Genomic DNA, 17983 nt, shown 5'->3' on the forward strand with positions numbered 1-17983 from the left:
CTCTATTCGTGCCTTGCGAGATAATTTAGAACCTTCAGCCTGCAGTCTAAACACCTTGTAGCTATAAGAAGCGAATGGTTGAACTCTATTTAAGGTCTTATCGATGACGATCCGAAAACTGCTCTCTGCCACGGTTCTCAGCTATCCGCGGACTGCACTGGTCCTGGCGGCGATCTTGTCCATCCTGTCAGTCCTGATAGCGATTCAGCGTCTGAGATTCACATCCACGCATGATGCGCTGTCCTCTCTCAACGGGAGGATGGGTCAGGTTCAAGAACGATATAACCGGGCATTTGGCGATCCGGACAGAGCGGTCATCGTCATCGAGGCCAAGAATCGGGAACAGGCCAAGCGCTTCGCCACCGCACTCGCCAAGCGGCTGAAGGCTATGACTACGGATATCGAGGAGGTCACTTACCGCTTCGACCTCAGGTCATTGGAGGACCGTTTCCTCATGTACCTTTCCCCTGAAGCGCTGATTGATCTGAAGGGTAAGCTCCATGCGCATCGCGCAATGCTGGAGGAACTGTCTACCGATCCGGGCTTAAACCGCCTGTTCCAGATCATCCGTCGAGAGATCAGCGCCGCTCTGGTGGGTCACCTGTTTACCGGCTTTCTGGAAGAGCAAGAGGGTGAGGTAAAGCGTCCAGTTGAACTGGGCCCGCTCCTGAAGCTGCTCACGCAACTGAACGCCTGGGCCGCTGCTCCACGGACCTATACGTCACCATGGAGTCAGTTCTTCGTAGAGGCCGACGAGAATGGCGATCGGGAAGGGTACCTGTGGTCCAGCAACAAGCAGTTCCTGTTCGTCCTGGCCAACGTGAAGGCGGACACCACGAACTTGCTCAAGTTCGAGCGACCGATCAAAGGGATCCGCAAAGAGATCCGGTTGCTGCAGTCACAGTATCCCGAGGTCAAGGCCGGCGTAACCGGGAGTCCGGCCCTCGAGTATGATGAGGTCGCCGCCGCTCAGCGCGATTCCGGCCTGATGACCGCCATCTCACTCCTCGGCGTGGCCCTGCTGGTGGTGGTGGCCTTTCGCAGTGTGGCAAGACCCCTGATGGGGATCCTCGCCCTCGTCATGGGTGTCTGCTGGGCGTTCGGGTTTGCCGCCGTCACGGTTGGCCATCTGAACATGCTGTCGATGGTCTTGGCGCCACTGCTGATCGGGATCGGAATGGACTACGGGATCCATCTCCTGGCCCGGTACGAAGAGGAGCGAGGCGCGGGCCATTCCATCCAGCAGGCGTTGGAGCAGGCCTTCGAGGGCGCTGGTCCCGGCATCCTCCATGCTGCGTTGACAACCTCTGTGGCTCTTTTTACTCTTATCCTCACGGGGATTGGCGTTTTACAGGAGTTGGGCGTGATCACAGGGTGCGGCCTGCTACTTACGCTGATCTCGACCTTCGTGGTCCTCCCACCATTGCTCATGTTATGGGATAAGCGGCCTGCCATGAGCTCTGTTGAAGGGATGGTCTACGAAGCGCACGCGCCGCGCAGGCTGCTACCTAGACCTCCAGATTTTCTGGAGTTCTGCTATCGGTGGCCTCGTGCCGTCCTTGCGCTGTCCACGATCGGCACGCTGGCCGCCCTGTATGCGGTGAACAGTCTGGAATTCGACGGTAACGTCCTCCGCCTTCAGGCGGAAGGAACCGAGTCGGTGACCTGGGAGCTGAAGATCATCCGGCAATCCGAGCGCTCGATCTCCTACGGGGTGATCCTGGCCAAGAGCCTCGAAGAGGTAAGAGAGAAGAGTTTGGCCCTCGAGGCCCTTCCTTCTGTGAGCGAAGTGGAGAGCATCGCGATGGTCATCCCAAAGGATCAGGAACGAAAGCTGCAGTTGGCTCGCGAGATCAGTCCCATCCTGGTTGGGGTGAATCTCGCGCAACTTCCCGCACCGGCCCCGGTTGATCTGGATGAGCTGCTTCTCACGCTGCAGCGGATCAAGGCAAAGATGCTGACGGCTGATGACGCCAAGAACTGGACCGGAGCGGACAAGCCGCCCCTGGAGCCGATGACGCGGGTGCGAAGCCTGATCGATCAGTTCGAGCGGCTGCTCCAGCGGCACGAGCATGAAGAGATCCGTCAGAGACTTTCCACCTTTCAGGCCAAACTGTTTCAGGATTTCCATGGCAAGGTGTCGCTCCTCGCCAGGGCAATAGCTTCTGGTCCGGTCGAGCTCGATGATCTGCCAAGTGATCTGAAAAAACAGTTCGTTGGGCGGGATGGTTCGTATCTGCTCCGAGTATACCCACGAGGCGATCCGTGGGAACTCGCCTCTCAGGCCGTGTTCGTGAGTGACCTGAGAAGGGTTGATCCTGACGCCATCGGCGACCCGGTAAAGGGGTACGAGATCATCACCGCGATGAAGCGAGGGTATCAGCAGGTGGGGATCTATACCTTGATCGGAGTTGCCGTGCTGTTCTTACTGAACCTGCGCGACCTGCGCTACTTCCTGCTGGCCAAGGTCCCGTTTCTGGTTGGAGCTGTCTGGACCGCCGGCCTGATGTACGTGTTTGAGTTGAAGTTCAACCTGGCCAACTTGATCATCATCCCACTGCTCGTAGCGCCCGGAGTGGAAAACGGTCTGTTGATCATCCATCGCTTCCGGGAGGAGGCGGAGGCCTCCGTGCTGCCAAGGAGCACCGGGAAGGGCGTGGTGCTCTCGTCCCTGACGACCATGATCGGCTTCGGTAGCCTGCTGATTGCTCATCACCGCGGCGCATACAGCATCGGTCTCCTGGTGACGCTGGGCGTCGGGGCCGTCCTGGTCGTCTCTGTGATCGTGTTGCCAGCCCTCCTGACCGTTGTTGCAAGACGGCCATCAAAAAGCACGATCATCCCGAGCCCTGACTTCCAGGTCCCGAGTTGAAAGCGCCCATGTACGCGTTGAACCAGGAACTTGAAACATCGAACGAAAAACAGTAATGAACTACCCCGCAGCAAGCCGCGGGGTATCGTCTTCTGTTCTAGCCCGTCATTCCGTGCTTGACACGGAATCCAGTCGGACCCTCTGGATACCGGCGCCTGCCCCGGACCCCGATCCTGGGTCCGCCGGTATGACGAACTCGCGGCGAGCCGCAGGGAATGAACCCCCAGTGGTTTCAACAAAGGAGAGGTGACATGTCAGGTGCGATGAGGTTGACTGTGCGAACAGGAGTGCTAAGCGGAGCCATAGCCGTGGTGTGGCTGGTTTTTGCGGCTTTCGCCTTAGCGAGCGAAACAACTGATCAGGTGAAGACCGAGCTGGATCACCTTACGGGCATCGTGAAGGACCCGGCCTTACAGGAGAAGGCAAAGGAAGAGGCGCGGAAGTCGATGGTCAAGGGGCGGATCGTACGCTGGTTCGACCTGCAGGAGATGGCGCGCCGCTCTCTGGCCAGCCACTGGGCAAAGAGATCAGTTGAGCAGCGAAAGGATTTCGTTGAGCTGTTCGGGGACCTGTTCGTAGAGTCTTATACCACGTTAGTGGTCGATCATCTCGGCGATCAGCAGGTAACCTACCTCTCGGAGAAGATCGATGGGCGGGACACCATCGTCAGCACAAAGTTCCTCTCAAAACGGAATGAGCCGACCTTTGTTGACTTCGCCCTCCTTCGTCGAGGCAGCGCCTGGGTTCCCTACGATGTGGTAATCGACGAGGTGAGCATCGTGGGAAATTACCGAACCCAGTTCGATAAGGTCATACGGGACAAGTCGTACGAAGACCTCGTCAAGAAGATGCGCCTCAAGCGGGAGGCGGAGGAGCTAGGATCAACAGCAAAGAAGGGGTCGATGTAAGCCCCCCGCGCTGCCCTTTATTGCGTCTATTGCGTGCGACGTCTATAGCGTCTGTTGCGTGCACTATTTACTGCGTCGTTGCGTCTATTGGCCTATCTCGAAACTCGAAACTATAAGCGTCTGACCGGCTCAGGCCCCGCCCATGCCGGCTCGATAGGCATCTCCGGATTCGTAGTAATCAAGCCCGGAGTGGTCAAGCACCTCTTCCCCGACCAGGATGCGCAAGGTATTTGTCAGCTTCAGATGTTGGATGAACAGGTCATGCTCTGGCTTCAGGTCCGCTCGGGCCATCGGAGACTTGAAGTAGAACGAGAGCCACTCCTGAATGCCCGATAATCCGGCCCGTTGGGCCAGGTCCAGAAACAGTGCCAGATCAAGGGCTACCGGCGCTGCCAGGATGGAGTCCCGACAGAGGAAGTTGATCTTGATCTGCATCGGCTGACCGAGCCAACCGAAGATGTCGATGTTATCCCACCCCTCTTTGGCATCGCCCCGCGGCGGATAATACTCAATGCGGACCTTGTGGAACACCTTGCCATACAGATCCGGATAGAGCTCCGGCTGCAGGATCGCGCCCAGAACCGAGCTCTTGCTCTTAGCACCAGCGCAAGGCGGGAGAGCGTTCGCATACCGCGTACTCTAGCGCAGCTTGCGAATAGCGCGTTCGCGAATTACCGTTCATGGCCAGGTTCAGCCGACCACCAACGTGAATTTTAATCAGTTGGATTCGCCCGCCTGCCGCCCTGATTGCAGCAATGCGCACCCGGCTGAACGTGAAGTACGGTGACGTCTGCGGACGCGGACGACGCTTGAGATTGGGCCCTGCCATTGGCGTCAAGCCACCTGCTGCCCGGCTATACCGGAATCGCGTAGCCCTTTTCTCGGAATAACTTCAGACAGGCATCGGCAACGATTGGATCGTACGCGCTGCCGCGCCCGCGCTCGATCTCGCCGAGCGCATTGTCGATGCCCAGCCCGGGCCGATACGGCCGGTGCGAGGACATCGCCTCGATTACGTCGGCCACCGCCATGATGCGCGCCTCGAGCAGGATCGCCTCGCCCTTCAGCCCCTGCGGGTAGCCGCCGCCGTCGATGCGCTCGTGGTGCTGCAGCGCGACCTCGGCCACCGGCCAGGGAAACTTCACGCTCTTTAGCACGTCATAGCCCGATTGCGCATGTCCCTGGATCAACTGAAACTCGATCGCGCTCAGTTTGCCGGGCTTGGACAGGATCTCCGCCGGAATGGTGATCTTGCCGACGTCGTGCAGATGACCGGCCACGCGCAGGCCCTCCTGCCGGCGCGCGTCGAATCCAAGCTCGGCGCCGATGGCGACGGCGATTTCCGCCACGCGCTGCTCGTGCCCGGCCGTGTAGGGATCGCGCAACGCGATCATGCTCATGGTCACATCCACCGTGCCCATGAGCGCGGCTTCGAGTTCGGCGACGTAGCGTTTGATCTCGGCTGCCGCGCGCTTTTTCTCGGTGATGTCCTGCGCCATGCCGATGGTGGCCGGCCTGTCCTCGAATGTGGCGAGGCGCCCCTGCACGCCCAACTCGATGACGGCGCCGTCCTTGCGCCGCACGCGCGCCTCGTAGGAGATCGAAGTCGCGCCGACACACAGCTTCTCCCGCTCCGTCTGCAGGATCGGCAGGTCTTCCGCAAGGGCGAGGTCATCGATGCGCAGGCCGACCAGTTCTCCCGCGCCGTAGCCGAGCATCTGCTCCAGCCGCGGATTGGCATACAGGAACACGCCGTCCTGGGTAATGTAGATGCCGGTCAGCGACTGCTCGATCAAGCCGCGAAAGCGCTTCTCACTCTCCTCAAGGGACTGCTCCTGCCGCCTGCGCTCGCTGATGTCCCCGATGATGCCGGTGACGAACCAGCCCCCGGCGCTCTCCCATCGGGCGAGCGTGAGTTCCAGCGGAAACTCGCTTCCGTCCTGGCGCAGTCCATGCAATTCGACCGTCTTCCCGGCGAGGCGCGGCTCCGCGCCGGAACGGATGCGATGCATCCCCGCGAGATGCCCTTCGCGGTAGCGCTCCGGTATCAGCAGGGTCATGGGCTGCCCCATCGCCTGCGCTTCGGTATAGCCGAAGATGATCTCGGCGCCGCGGTTCCAGCCCGCGATATTGCCCGCGCTGTCCGAAGTGATGATGGCTTCATAGGCGGACTGAGTGATCGCCAGGCTGCGTGCCTCGCTTTCGCGCAGCGCCGCCTCGCCACGCTTGCGCTCGGTGATGTCGCACAGGAAACACACGAACATCCCGTCCTCTCCGGAACGGAACTGCACGCTGACTTCGACGTCGAACACGCTCCCGTCCTTGCGGCGATGCTTCGTTTCGAAACGGTCCTCACCCTGCCCCACGATCTTCTGCAGGTGTTCGGCGGTGTCCCTAGCCGTTTCGACGGCCTCCAGGTCGGAAATCCGCAGGCTCAGCAGCTCCTCGATGCTGTAGCCGCTCATCCGGATATAAGCCTCGTTGACTTCCAGCAGGCGCCCCTGCGTGTCCACCATCCAGAAGCCGTCCATGGCTGTCATGAGAACGGCCTGGTGCCGCGCCGCGCTCGCCCGCAGCGCCTCCTCCGCCTGCTTGCGCTCGGTGACGTCAATAACGATGGAATGCAGCAACAGGCGGCCGCCCGCTCCCTGCGCCGGAATCGGGCTGCTGTATACCTCGACGTCGCGCACTTCGCCATTGGCCAGGCGGTGGCGGAAGTCGAAGTGCGTTTTGCGCAGCGTGCGTGCCCGCTCCATTTCCGCCTGCACCTCGTCCACGGAGAGCACATTGATGTCCTTGATGTTCATCGCCTGCAGCCGCGCCGGATCGAAGCCGTAGTAATCGCAGGCGGCGCTATTGGCTTTCACGATGCGCCCGTCGGCCGGATCGATCAGCAACTTGACGACGCAGCTCTCGGCGAAAACGCTGCGGTAACGCGCTTCGCTCTCGCGCAGGGATCGGCTTGCCGTCTCCAGTTCCGCGGTGCGCTCGGCGACGCGGTGCTCCAGCGTCTCGTTTGCCGTGCGCAACTGGATTTCCAGGCGTTTGCGCTCGATCGCGTAACGCAGCGTGCGCTCGATGAGCGCGCCGCCTGATTCGCCTTTGACGAGGTAATCCTGCGCGCCAAGCTTGATCGCCCTCGAGCCGGCATGCGGTTCGTGCGACCCCGTCATCACCACCAGCGGCAGCGCCGGGGCGCGGTCCATGATCGCCTGCGCCGTGGCCAGCCCATCGCTGTCGGGCAGGCAAAGGTCGCACAGTACGGCGTCGAATGGCTCCGCGGCGATGCGTGCCAGCGCATCGGCCAGCCGCTCGACGCTGGTAATGGCGAACGCGCCCGGCGCCTGTTCGTCGAGCGCGGTGCGCAGCAGCAGCGCATCGCCCGGGTTGTCCTCGATCAGCAGCACGCGCAAGGCAGGCAGGGGCGTATCCATGGTTCTATCCTTTGGGCAAGACCACGACCTTGATCCAGAACTCTTCGATCTGGGCGACGATCTTCATGAACTGCGCCAGATCCACCGGCTTGGTCACGTAGCAGTTCGCATGCAGGTCGTAGGCGCGCAGCACGTCTTCCTCGGCGCGCGAAGTGGTCAGGACCACCACCGGGATGCGCTTGAGCGCGGGATCGGCTTTCACTTCGGCCAGCACCGCGCGCCCGTCCTTCTTCGGCAGGTTCAGGTCGAGCAGGATCAGATCCGGCCGCGGCGCATCGCCGAAGCGGCCTTCGCGGCGCAGGAACTGCATCGCCTCGACGCCGTCCTCGACGACGTGGATGCGGTTGCTCATCTTGGCTTCGCGCATCGCCTCGATGGTGAGGCGGGCGTCGCCAGGGTTGTCTTCCACCAGCAGGATTTCGATCGAACGGGCGTTGACTTCATTGGAACTCATGGGAGTTTCTCCTCAGGTTGCGGATTCAGAATTCAGAATTCAGAATTCAGAATCCAGAATCCTACTACTGACTCCTGCCTCCTGCCTCCTGACTACTGCCTCCTGACTCCTGCCTCCTGACTCCTGCCTCCTGCCTCCTGACTACTGCCTCCTGCCTCCTGCCTCCTGACTACTGCCTCCTGACTCCTGCCTCCTGACTCCTGCCTCCTGCCTCCTGAATTTTGAATTCAGGAGTCAGAATTCCGGATGGTGCGCGAATAGGCTTCAAGCAGTTTGCTGACTTCTTCAAGCAACGGTATCAATTTGGAAACATCGCCGTAATCAAGGTCCATGGTGAGAATCAAATAGTATCGGGATTCTTCGAGGGAACCTTGTGCGATGTTGTAAAAGCGGAGTTTGTCTTCTGTTCCGCGTTTCTTGAATCCTTCCGCAATGTTTGCCGCAACGGAGACGGCCGCGCGTCGAAATTGAGACGACAGACCATAGGCCTCAGTTCGCGGGAATGTCCAGGACAAACGATAGGCCGCAAGTACAAACTGGTGGGCCTTTTGCCACACCACCAAGTCCTCAAAGCGCGTCGCCGGCGACCTCATGCTGACTCCTCAATTTTGAATCCAGAATTCAGAATTCAGAATTCAGCCTCCTGACTCCTGACTCCTGCCTCCTGACTCCTGACTCCTGACTCCTGCCTCCTGACTCCTGACTCCTGACTACTGCCTCCTGCCTCCTGCCTCCTGAATTTTCTCCTCAGGAAGCGTGAACCAGAACAGCGCGCCGCCATCGGGCGCGGACTCGATGCCGATGTCCCCGCCATGGCGCTCGACGATGCGCTTGCAGATCGCGAGGCCGATGCCGGTCCCCGGATACTCGCGCCGCGTGTGCAATCGTTTGAAAATCACGAAAAGCTGCGCGCGGTACTCGGGCGCGATACCGATGCCGTTGTCCGTGACCGAGAAGCGCCACCACCCGGCCTCGCGCGCCGCTGCCACGCGCACCCGCGGCGCCCGGTCCTTGCAGAACTTGAGCGCGTTGCCGATCAGGTTCTGGAACAACTGCGCGAGTTGCGTGCGGTCCGCCATCACCCTGGGCAGCGGCTGCGCATCTATTTCGGCGCCGGTTTCGGCGATCCGGGTGGCGAGCAGATCGAGCGCCCCCTTGAGCGCAGCCGCGCTATCCACGGGGTCCAGCGTCGCGCCCCGGGTGCTGACGCGCGAATAGGCCAGAATGCCCTGGATCAGGGCCTGCATGCGCAGCGCCCCGTCCACCGCGAAGGCCATGAATTCGCGCGTGTCGGCATCGAGCTTGCCGGCGAGGCGCTTGTCCAGAAGTTGAACGTAGCCGACCACCATGCGCAGCGGCTCCTGCAGGTCGTGCGAGGCGACGTAGGCGAACTGCTCCAGGTCGGCGTTGGAGCGCGCCAGGTCGCGGGCTGTGATAGCGAGCGCTCTTCTGCGCGCGGCGACCTCGGCGGCCAGCGCGCGCTGCTGGCGCGAGATCAGCGCCACCACTGCAATGCCGCCAAGGAGCAGGACGGCGACCAGGCCGGTCGTCAGCCACAGCACTTCCTGCCCCGGCGCCAACACCTCCGCGATATCCGTTTTGGCAACCAGCAGCCAGGGCGAGTCCGGCACCTTGAGAACGCTGGCGAGCACCGGCACCCCGCGGTAGTCCGCGCCCGCGACGATGCCTTCGCGCCCCAGCACAGCCATCACCGAGGGCGTTTCGGTGTTTGACGCGGGAATGCGCAGCGACAGCGCGGTGTTGTCGCGGAACCTCAGTTCATTCAGGAACAGCACGTCGTCGCCGTCGCGGCGTACCAGCAGGGTTTCCGAGCTGCGATCGGGGACCGGCCAACGCCTGATGTACGGGTAGAGATACGTCGCCGGATCCATTTGCAGCAGCAGGGTTCCCAGCGCCCGGCGGCTGGCCGATGCCTCGACAATCGGCACCAGCAGCGTCAGGTAGATCCGCTGGTCATGCTCGTTGCGGTAGAAATCCTGCAACCCCACCTCGCCCGAGCGCAGCAGTTCGGCCGCGCGCCGCGCTACCGTGGCGCTGATGGGCACGCTGGAATCCGGCGCGGACATGCGCACGGCGCCTTGCGCGTCCAGCAGCACGACGCGGTCGTAATGCGGGTTCGCCGCGAATTTGTCCAGCCACGCGCGCAATCCAGCCCGGGCTTGCGCGTCGCCCGGATGATCGAGGGCGCGCTGCACGAGCGCCGCGAAGTCGGCGTTCCGGCTAAAAATGGAAGCATCGGCCAGGCGCTCCTTGCGATACGCCACCAGTTCGCTGCGTTTGAGTTCTGCTATGGCGGTCAACTTCTGCTCGGCGTCCCTGCGAACATCCTGATCGTGGCGCTGGAAATACAGATACCCGGCGGCGATGAGTCCTGCGGCGACGAACATCATCACCAGCACCACCGAACGCGAAGCGCGCTGGCTTGCCGCGTCGCCCTCGCCGGCGGCCCCGCTTCGCAATGCGGTGAGCAAATACAGCCCCGCGCCGAGCGCCGCGAAAGCCAGACTGGTCGTGAGAGCGGGCGGAATGAATTTCCCGCCATAGAGCACGGGCGTCCCGAAGAGATAGCTGAGCAGGAATACGGTGCTGGCCAAAATGACAAGGCAGGCCAGCACAAAACCCGTCGTCGCCTTCCACGGCCGATCGGGCGACGAGCCGAGTGAGGCGAGCAGCGACCCGCCCGCCAGCACGAAGCACAGCGCCGTCAGCGGCGACATATGCCCGACCGGCGCGCCGTTCAAGGTTTGCGCGATGGCGAAGCCGAGGCGCTCTGCCGGCAGCGCCATGCCGAGCAGAGACAGGACCAGCAACAGCAGGGCGACCAGCGCGCCGGCCGAGCCAATGGCCATGCCGATACGATACGCGCCGCGGCCAAGTGGCGTGCCGGCGCAGAAGAACACCGCGGCGCCAAAAAGCAGGAACAGCAGCGCGGTGCTCGGCGCCATCGGAATCCAGCCCGGCCCCAGGCTGGTGAGAAGGGGAAACTCCAGTATCCAGCCAAGCAGGGCGATGAATCCGAAACCGGCCGCAGTCGTTGCGCATGCCCGGACGAGCCCGTTCGTCGCGCGTTTCTTGTTTTCTTCGCTCGTATTTACGTACGGGTTGCGAGTGGGCGGAACGAGCTCATCCACCAGCTTCATCGCGAGGCCGCGACCGACGCGGCGGACGTCAGGCTTGCTTGCTTGCTTGCGCAAGATTTTTTCCATATTGCGTACGAACACTTTACGGGTTCTCGTCCACTCTTTGCGTCGGACTTCGCTGCGCGCCTTACAGGGGAGCACCTTGTGGCATCTCCTCCGCATTTCTATTTTGACCCTGCACTTTTTCGGAGACCTGATATTGACCTATATCAATGGTTGTCTCTTTTTCACGGGCTCATGCGGTTGCATAGCGGCGGCGTGCCGAAGGTTTCGCAAAACAAATTGATAAGAAATCGCTTTTCGGGCGGTACGGGCACGCGCCCGTGGAGGCCGCAGGAAGAAGCGCACTCATGGGGGAAAGTGTGTGGGAATCATGTTGGAGAGTCAAGCTTAAAGTGGGATCACGCGTGTTGCGGCGCCGAGGCCGATCTGAATACCGACGCGGACCCGGCGTGCTGCGAGCAGGGCCGCACGTCGGCAGACCGCTCCTGTCGCGATGGTCTAATCCGTTCGCGTCCATCATCACCGGTTCAGTGTCGTCATCCGGACAGGGTCATCGAGCCAGGGTTCGATGACCCTGTCCGCCATCTCAGGCGATGCTCTTGCTGAAGAGACGCGCACACCCTGTTGCCACACTCCGAGATGGCGAAGGATGCGCTCGATGACCTGCCGGTCCTCACTGAGCGAGACGAGCCGCCTGTCCCGCTGACACGTCGGACAGAGCAAGAGGATCCGCGTCTCAGACTGTCTTGATGAGTTCACGCCATGTCTCCCGAGGGGATCCGGCGGGGTTGGTGTTCCGATACATCGATCACCTCCACGGTCGTGCCGGCGGCAAAGAAGGGATCGAGGTAGTGCGGCCCCCTTCGACGAAGCTCAGGACAGGCTCAAGCCCCGCCCATGCCTGCTCGATAGGCATCTCCGGATTCGTAGTAATCAAGCCCGGAGTGGTCAAGTACCTCTTCCCCGACCAGGATGCGCAAGGTATTTGTCAGCTTTAGATGTTGGATGAACAGGTCATGCTCCGGCTGCAGGTCCACTCGGGCCATCGGAGACTTGAAGTAGAACGAGAGCCACTCCTGAATGCCCGATAATCCGGCCCGTTGGGCCAGGTCCAGAAACAGTGCCAGATCAAGGGCTACCGGCGCTGCCAGGATGGAGTCCCGACAGAGGAAGTTGATCTTGATCTGCATCGGCTGACCGAGCCAACCGAAGATGTCGATGTTATCCCACCCCTCTTTAGCATCGCCCCGCGGCGGATAATATTCAATGCGGACCTTGTGGAACACCTTGCCATACAGATCCGGATAGAGCTCCGGCTGCAGGATCGCGCCCAGCACCGAGCTCTTGCTCACCTCCTTGGTTCTGAACGATCCCTGATCATCCAGCACCTCGCCGTCCCGGTTCCCCAGGATGTTGGTGGAAAACCAGCCGGTCAGCCCCAGCATCTTGGCCTTCAGCCCTGGCGCGACCACGGTTTTCAGAAAGGTCTGGCCCGTCTTGAAGTCCTTCCCGGCGATCGGGACGTGCCTTTTGTGAGCGTACTCTACCAGCGCCGGGATATCCACAGCCAGGTTGGGTGAGCCATTCGCAAAGGGCACGCCAGCCGAGATAGCGGCATAGGTATAGATCATGCACGGGGAGATTTCCGGGGCGTTCGCCTTGAGGCCAGCTTCAAAGGCCTCGATCGTCTCGTGCACGGGGGACGGCTGCATGAAGACCTCTGTTGATCCACACCAGACCATCACGACACGCTGGACCCCCTCTCTCCGACGGAAGGCCTCGATATCTTCGATCAGCATATCCGCCAGGTGTTTCTTGGTCGGGCCGGCTTTAAGGTGCGGCCCCGACAACCTCCGCACATAGGCCTGCTCGAAGACCGCTGGCCACGGCCTGACGGATTCCAGTTGGTCTTTGACCTGGTCCAGCAACTCCCTGGACAGAACCCCGGCATGGCATGCGATCTGATAGGCGTTCTCAGGAAAGATGTCCCAGCCACCGAAGACCAGATCGTTAAGATTAGTGAGGGGGACCACCTCCTTGATCAGGGCAAACCGAGGGTTGGTCCGCTTGCCCAGGCGCATCCGCTGCATCTGCGTGAGGGAACCGTGCGGTTGGGCAAGACCTTTGTTGATCAGGTGGACCCCTGCGATAAGGGTAGTGGCCACCGCACCCAACCCCGGGAGCAGCACCCCAAGCGTACCTGTGGCCGGCTTGATCGCCCTGATCAGTTCCGGATAGAGAGAACTCTTTTCGCTCATGCCTTTACCCTTTCCCTGCGTGAGGTCCACAGCAATATGAAGAAAAAGAGCGGCGCACCGAAGGCGGCCAGAACCAAAAACCAATGAGCCTTTCCTAGTGCCGATAGGATGACGACAAGGTAGATGAAATCCCGCTTTGCGAGGGCATCGGCAAGAGTGATAAGGCGGGATGGGGCCTCGGAGTTGGTGACGGAGGTAAAGAGCGGCCCCTCTGAGACCTTGTTCCGCATGGTCTGTCGGTAGACGAGACCGGCTGACAGGAGGGTGCCGATCACCGCGGAAACCGCTAAGACCAAGGGGGCAGGAGCCTTGATGGCCATCTGCCATCCCAAGCCGATGCAGACAAAGACTACCGAGTGTACAACATTATCTCCCCAGAAGTCCAGGATGCCGCCCAGGCGAGACTCCAGATACTTGAGCCTGGCGATCTCCCCATCGCAGCCGTCCAGGATCGAATGCAAGAGGAACAGGAGCGCGCCGGTCAGTTGATACGCTGGTATGGACGAGAGAAAGAACAGGGCCCCCAATAGACCTATCGCCACGCTTACGGCTGTCATCTGGTTCGGGGTGATGTCCGTGCGTACGAGGCATCGGGTGACTGCCAGTGAAATCTTTCGCTCGAAATGCCTCGACATGAAGCCTTCCGTATCTTTGACCAGACCGCGCAGGAGCCACCGCTCGGCACTACGAAGATCCGCCCGGTTCGAGACCCGGACCCAGCCGGCACCGTCTATGAGAGCGCCCACTCTTTGGTAGGTCCGCTCCAGTCCGGAGAACACAGACAGATCATCGTCAGCACGCCCAATCATTGACAGAAGGACCTTGGGGTCAGCCGTCTCAACGGCAGCGATTCCGCTGGCTGGGACATGCATCGTCTCAGCGCGTAACGGCATCTCGGTGAGATGCGTGAGCAGCGATGGGCGCAGGAGAAGGTCAGAGGCGAGTACCAGGATACGGCTGGAGTGCGGGTGGCCCGTCTGAGTGCAACGCACAGGCAGGTCGGTGAGCTTCTCTGGAGGAAGCAGTACTGCCCGCGTTCCTGTCAAGAGCCTCGTGAGTCCTGGCCAACCGGTATCCACCACTAGAATCTCATGGCAGCCCGCTCGGGAGGCGACCATCACCATACGCCGAAGCAACGGGATCCCGGCTACAACGGTATCCGGGGAGATCTCTCCCGAGCCCTTCGTCATCATGATCAGGACCGTGGCTCCCTTCATGACCATACGTTCACACTGCGTAACTACTCAGGTAGATAGGCTGAAGGCTGAAGGCTTTTAGGGGAAAGTCATGCGTGATCATACAAAACTCCGAAAAGGTCTTGAATGGCTCGATTCGTGCCTTGCGAGATAATTTAGAACCTTCAGCCTTCAGCCTTCAGCCTAAACACCTTGTAGTTATCACACTGCAATGTAAGGGCGCCGCTTGCTGCGCCCTCTGGGCAGGGCAAGCCCTGCCCCTACACGGACAAATGCTGGCCCCCTCTGGCGTGCGATTCCTTGGCACGGTGCAGAAGTTGTACGCAGTGCGACGCCATGGCGAGGTTCTCTCCGCTCCGCTCAGTGTCCGAAATCTCCTGTAGAAACTCGTCCCTCACCTGGCAGAACCACTCCGGATGGTGGGAGCCCTGCGAGAGCGGCTGTTCGAATGTCCAGTCCTGCTCGTCCCCGTCGCTTTTTAGAATCAGGGTGCCATCCTCTATCCGGATGGCCCCACGGGTCCCCTCGATCACAGCGCTATTGCCACGTGAAGACGCGGCCCACGTCAGAAAGATATCGGCCACTGCCTCAGGAAAGTTCACCTGAACGGTCGCCGTATCCTCAACGGGCCATTCTGGATGCACTCGCTTCTCGAGCGTGGCGGATATCGTCCTCGGGTCTTGACAAAGCCAGCGTAGGATGATGTACAGGGCGTGCCAACCGTGGTCAAGCAGGATTCCGCCACCCGCCATAGCCGGATCGAGCCGCCAGTTGCCGTGCGCTGCTCCACCTTGACTGGGCTCAGGACAGCCCTCGACGGAGCCTATGGTGAGCTCAGTCGAACCGCTCAGGACAGGCCCAACCGAGATTGATGGTTCACGACGGAGTACCTGCCAGCTTATGTGCCGCACTGTCCCGATCTGCCCCTCCAGGATTAAGTCCGTTGCCTTTTTGATGATCGGCGCGTACAGCCAGTTATGGACGGTATGCAGGACTCGCCCGCTTTCTACTTGCGCACGCCTCACGAGTCGCAGCTCATCGGGAGAGAGCACGAGAGGCTTTTCACATAAGACATGGAGTCCCCGCTGGAGGGCCAGATGGGTGATAGATGCGTGGGTTCCGGGGGGCGTGCAGATATCGATAAAATCGAGGGGCTCGGAGGCAAGCAGCGCCTCGACCTCAGTGTAGAGCCTCGCCTTTGGAAGACGCCCTCTGGCCTCGACGAGCCGCGGCTCGATGGCATCAGCGGCGGCAACGATCTGGGCCTGCTCGCACCCCTCCCATCCGGGCAGATGCCCATTTACCGCTACATTTCCCAGGCCGATGATGGCGCCTCTCAACATCTCTTAAAGCAGGGTTTAGGGTACAGGGTTTAGGGTTTAGGGAAAAAGTCGATGATTTGCCTCATCCCTATACCCTTATACGCACACCCTATACCCTGTCCCCTTTACCCTCCACCCTATACCCTGTCTTCATCCCCTATACCCTGTCTTTTCTAATTCGGCAAAGGCCTCATCGAGAATAGCCAGGCCTTCCAATGCCTGCGCCTCGGTGACGAGAAGCGGCGGATTGATCCGGATATTGTAGGAATAGCACATCGCGAGTAGTCCCCTTCGGAGGCAGGCCTGAAACAACCTTTGCGTCATTGGCTTCGGAAGCGGCTCCTTGGTCTGCCTATCCTTGACCAGTTCGATGCCCAGCAAGAGCCCTCTGCCCCGCACGTCGCCCACAAACGGGTATTTCTCCTTCATCACTTCCAGCCGTTTCAGCATGACCGCGCCGACACGCTTGGCATTCGCCACAAGCCGATCCTTAACGATTACCTCGAGGGTAGCCAGCCCCGCTGTTGCGGCTAGCGGATTGCCTCCATAGCTTGAGGAGCTTCCGCTCGGATTACCAAAGGGCTTGCTCGCCATCAGCTCTTGTGTCGAAATCACCCCGCTGACAGGGAACCCGCCTCCCATCCCCTTGCCGACCGTCATCACGTCCGGTACAATCGGCTCGTGATCGCACCCCCACATCGATCCGGTGCGGCCGAAGCCTGTGAGCATCTCGTCGGCGATCAGCAGGGCATCATTCTCCTTGGCAATCGTCTGTACCGCGCTCAAAAACCCCTGGGGCGGAATTACATTTCCGGCAGTCCCCTGGATCGGTTCCACGATGATCGCAGCGATCTCGCCCTGGGTCTGATACTGGATCACTTGGCGCAGGAAATCAGCGCAGGCAATACCGCAGTCGGGATAACGGAGCTTCAAGGGACAGCGATAGCAGTTGGCGTACGGGGCGCTGTAGAGGCCAGGCATGAAGGGTCCCATCTGCTTCTTGAAGTCATCCCCCAACAGCCCAAGGACCCCGCCGGTCTTGCCGTGGAACCCGCCCCAGAACCCGACAAACTCAAACTTCTTAGTCGCCGACTTGGCGAGTCGGAAGGCAGCCTCGACCGCCTCCGCCCCGCTGGAATACATCTGGATCCGCTTGAGCCCTTTCGGCGTGACCGATGCTAGCAGCGCAAGAAACCGGGCCCGGTTCTCAGTGGTGAAGCTACCGAACGTCAGCCGCTCGATCTGGGCCTTCATCGCCTCGACGTAGTGCGGGTGCGTATACCCGATGCTCCCCACACCGATCCCAGCCATGAAATCGAGATATCGATTGCCGTCCTCATCGATGAGGGTACACCCTTCCCCTCTCGCCATCGCCAGCCCGGAATACAGCGCAATCGACTGTAGACCCGGTGCCATATGGCGCGCCTCACGGGTGAAGATCGCCCTGGACCGCTTTCCAGGAATATTTCGCTTCATAGGAGCGCTCCTTGTCTGAGGCGACGTAGCAACCACGTAGCGATCTGGGGAGCAGCTTCCTCGCGAAACAACGCAAACGAAGGCCACGCATTAATGTCGATGAGGAAGAACTCCCCGGTAGGCGTGATGATGGCATCACCTCCGTACACCTCAAGCCCGATGGTGGAAGCCGCCTGCTGGGTAACGGTCTGTAATGCCTCCTCCGAAAAGGGATACCGAGCCAGATCCTGATCCCGGTGATAGAACCACTTAAACCATGTGTCCTTCCGATGGCCTGTAAGAGACTTTCCGATCCCGTAGAACTTGATCAAATCTCCCGGAATGTGCTGCTGCAGCACCACGTGGGAGATTCCCCTGCCGTAGAGCGCTGCCAGAACCCTCCGGAGATCCTCCAAAGATGATACGAGTTCAACATCCCCGGATTGGGTATTGTGGACATCGGCTCGCTTGACCCAGATCGGGAAAGAGCCTGTCGGAAGCTGTGGCGAAGGATGATCAGGGTTGAACGAGTTGCTCGATATGACCTGGCTCCTCGGGATCGGAATCGCTGAGGCGGCGAGAAGTGGAATCATTCGGTCCCGATAGGTGTTCAGCACGGCCTGAAGAGGATTGACATGTGGGATAGCTTGCATCTCAATCGGCTCAAGAGAACGTAGGGTTTCGACCCGCTCGCACATTAAAAATACAAGCGACGGCAAAGGGTCTGGCCGAAGCCCAGTCGAAGGATCGGCTACTCCGAGCTCCTCCGGCGTCTTGAGGTGTACCTGGTAGCCGGCCGCTTCGACATGTTTGGCCACGAGCCTCAGGATCTCAGCATCATCGAATTCCCGACCCGGCGAGTGCTGCTGTTCACGATAAATCCCCCAAAGGTACGGCATCATGAGGTACTGCCTCCGCTT

The 17983-nt window shown here is 60.5% G+C and carries 12 protein-coding genes and 1 pseudogene; 2 read left to right on the forward strand and 11 right to left on the reverse strand.

The genetic code is table 11. The features are described from left to right. The first annotated feature begins 103 nt into the window (after positions 1–103). Positions 104–2872, forward strand: coding sequence for an MMPL family transporter (locus CLG94_RS10440; protein WP_107563316.1), 2769 nt, complete (start codon positions 104–106; stop codon positions 2870–2872). Between the two features lie 251 nt (positions 2873–3123). Next, on the forward strand, positions 3124–3780 hold the full coding sequence (locus CLG94_RS10445) for an MlaC/ttg2D family ABC transporter substrate-binding protein (protein WP_161954142.1): 657 nt from the start codon (positions 3124–3126) through the stop codon (positions 3778–3780). Positions 3781–3909: 129 nt separating this feature from the next. On the opposite strand, the pseudogene CLG94_RS10450 reads toward CLG94_RS10445, so the two are convergent. The 11 genes and pseudogenes from CLG94_RS10450 to CLG94_RS10495 form a co-directional block, all read right to left on the reverse strand. Continuing rightward, positions 3910–4374: pseudogene (locus CLG94_RS10450) on the reverse strand (inositol-3-phosphate synthase); the annotation flags it as partial. 260 nt (positions 4375–4634) lie between these two features. Beyond that, on the reverse strand, positions 4635–7214 hold the full coding sequence (locus tag CLG94_RS10455; protein ID WP_107563319.1) for a PAS domain S-box protein: 2580 nt from the start codon (positions 7212–7214) through the stop codon (positions 4635–4637). 4 nt (positions 7215–7218) lie between these two features. Then, positions 7219–7668, reverse strand: a complete 450-nt coding sequence (locus CLG94_RS10460; RefSeq protein WP_107563321.1) for a response regulator — start codon at positions 7666–7668, stop codon at positions 7219–7221. A 227-nt stretch (positions 7669–7895) separates the two neighbouring features. Then, entirely contained in the window at positions 7896–8261 is a 366-nt protein-coding gene (locus CLG94_RS10465) for a four helix bundle protein (protein WP_107563323.1), read from the reverse strand. A 117-nt stretch (positions 8262–8378) separates the two neighbouring features. Then, positions 8379–10895 carry a sensor histidine kinase gene (locus CLG94_RS10470; RefSeq protein WP_107563325.1) on the reverse strand — a complete coding sequence of 839 codons (2517 nt, stop codon included), beginning with the start codon at positions 10893–10895 and terminating at the stop codon, positions 8379–8381. A gap of 456 nt (positions 10896–11351) precedes the next feature. Further along, a complete protein-coding gene (locus CLG94_RS13065) occupies positions 11352–11591 on the reverse strand; it encodes a lysophospholipid acyltransferase family protein (RefSeq protein WP_133174699.1) in 240 nt (79 codons plus the stop codon). Positions 11592–11716: 125 nt separating this feature from the next. After that, a complete protein-coding gene (locus CLG94_RS10475) occupies positions 11717–13090 on the reverse strand; it encodes an inositol-3-phosphate synthase (RefSeq protein ID WP_107563327.1) in 1374 nt (457 codons plus the stop codon). After that, positions 13087–14313 carry a CDP-alcohol phosphatidyltransferase family protein gene (locus CLG94_RS10480; RefSeq protein ID WP_107563329.1) on the reverse strand — a complete coding sequence of 409 codons (1227 nt, stop codon included), beginning with the start codon at positions 14311–14313 and terminating at the stop codon, positions 13087–13089. The genes CLG94_RS10475 and CLG94_RS10480 overlap by 4 nt, the downstream gene beginning before the upstream one ends. Before the next feature lie 233 nt (positions 14314–14546). Further along, positions 14547–15629, reverse strand: coding sequence for a Gfo/Idh/MocA family protein (locus CLG94_RS10485; protein ID WP_107563331.1), 1083 nt, complete (start codon positions 15627–15629; stop codon positions 14547–14549). Between the two features lie 129 nt (positions 15630–15758). Continuing rightward, positions 15759–17084, reverse strand: a complete 1326-nt coding sequence (locus tag CLG94_RS10490; RefSeq protein ID WP_107563333.1) for an aspartate aminotransferase family protein — start codon at positions 17082–17084, stop codon at positions 15759–15761. Further along, the gene (locus CLG94_RS10495) at positions 17081–17965 is read right to left on the reverse strand and encodes an ATP-grasp domain-containing protein (protein WP_107563334.1); all 885 of its coding nucleotides are present in this window, start codon (positions 17963–17965) and stop codon (positions 17081–17083) included. The genes CLG94_RS10490 and CLG94_RS10495 overlap by 4 nt, the downstream gene beginning before the upstream one ends. Between the last annotated feature and the right edge of the window lie 18 nt (positions 17966–17983).

The organism is Candidatus Methylomirabilis limnetica (assembly GCF_003044035.1).
GTDB classification, from domain to species: domain Bacteria; phylum Methylomirabilota; class Methylomirabilia; order Methylomirabilales; family Methylomirabilaceae; genus Methylomirabilis; species Methylomirabilis limnetica.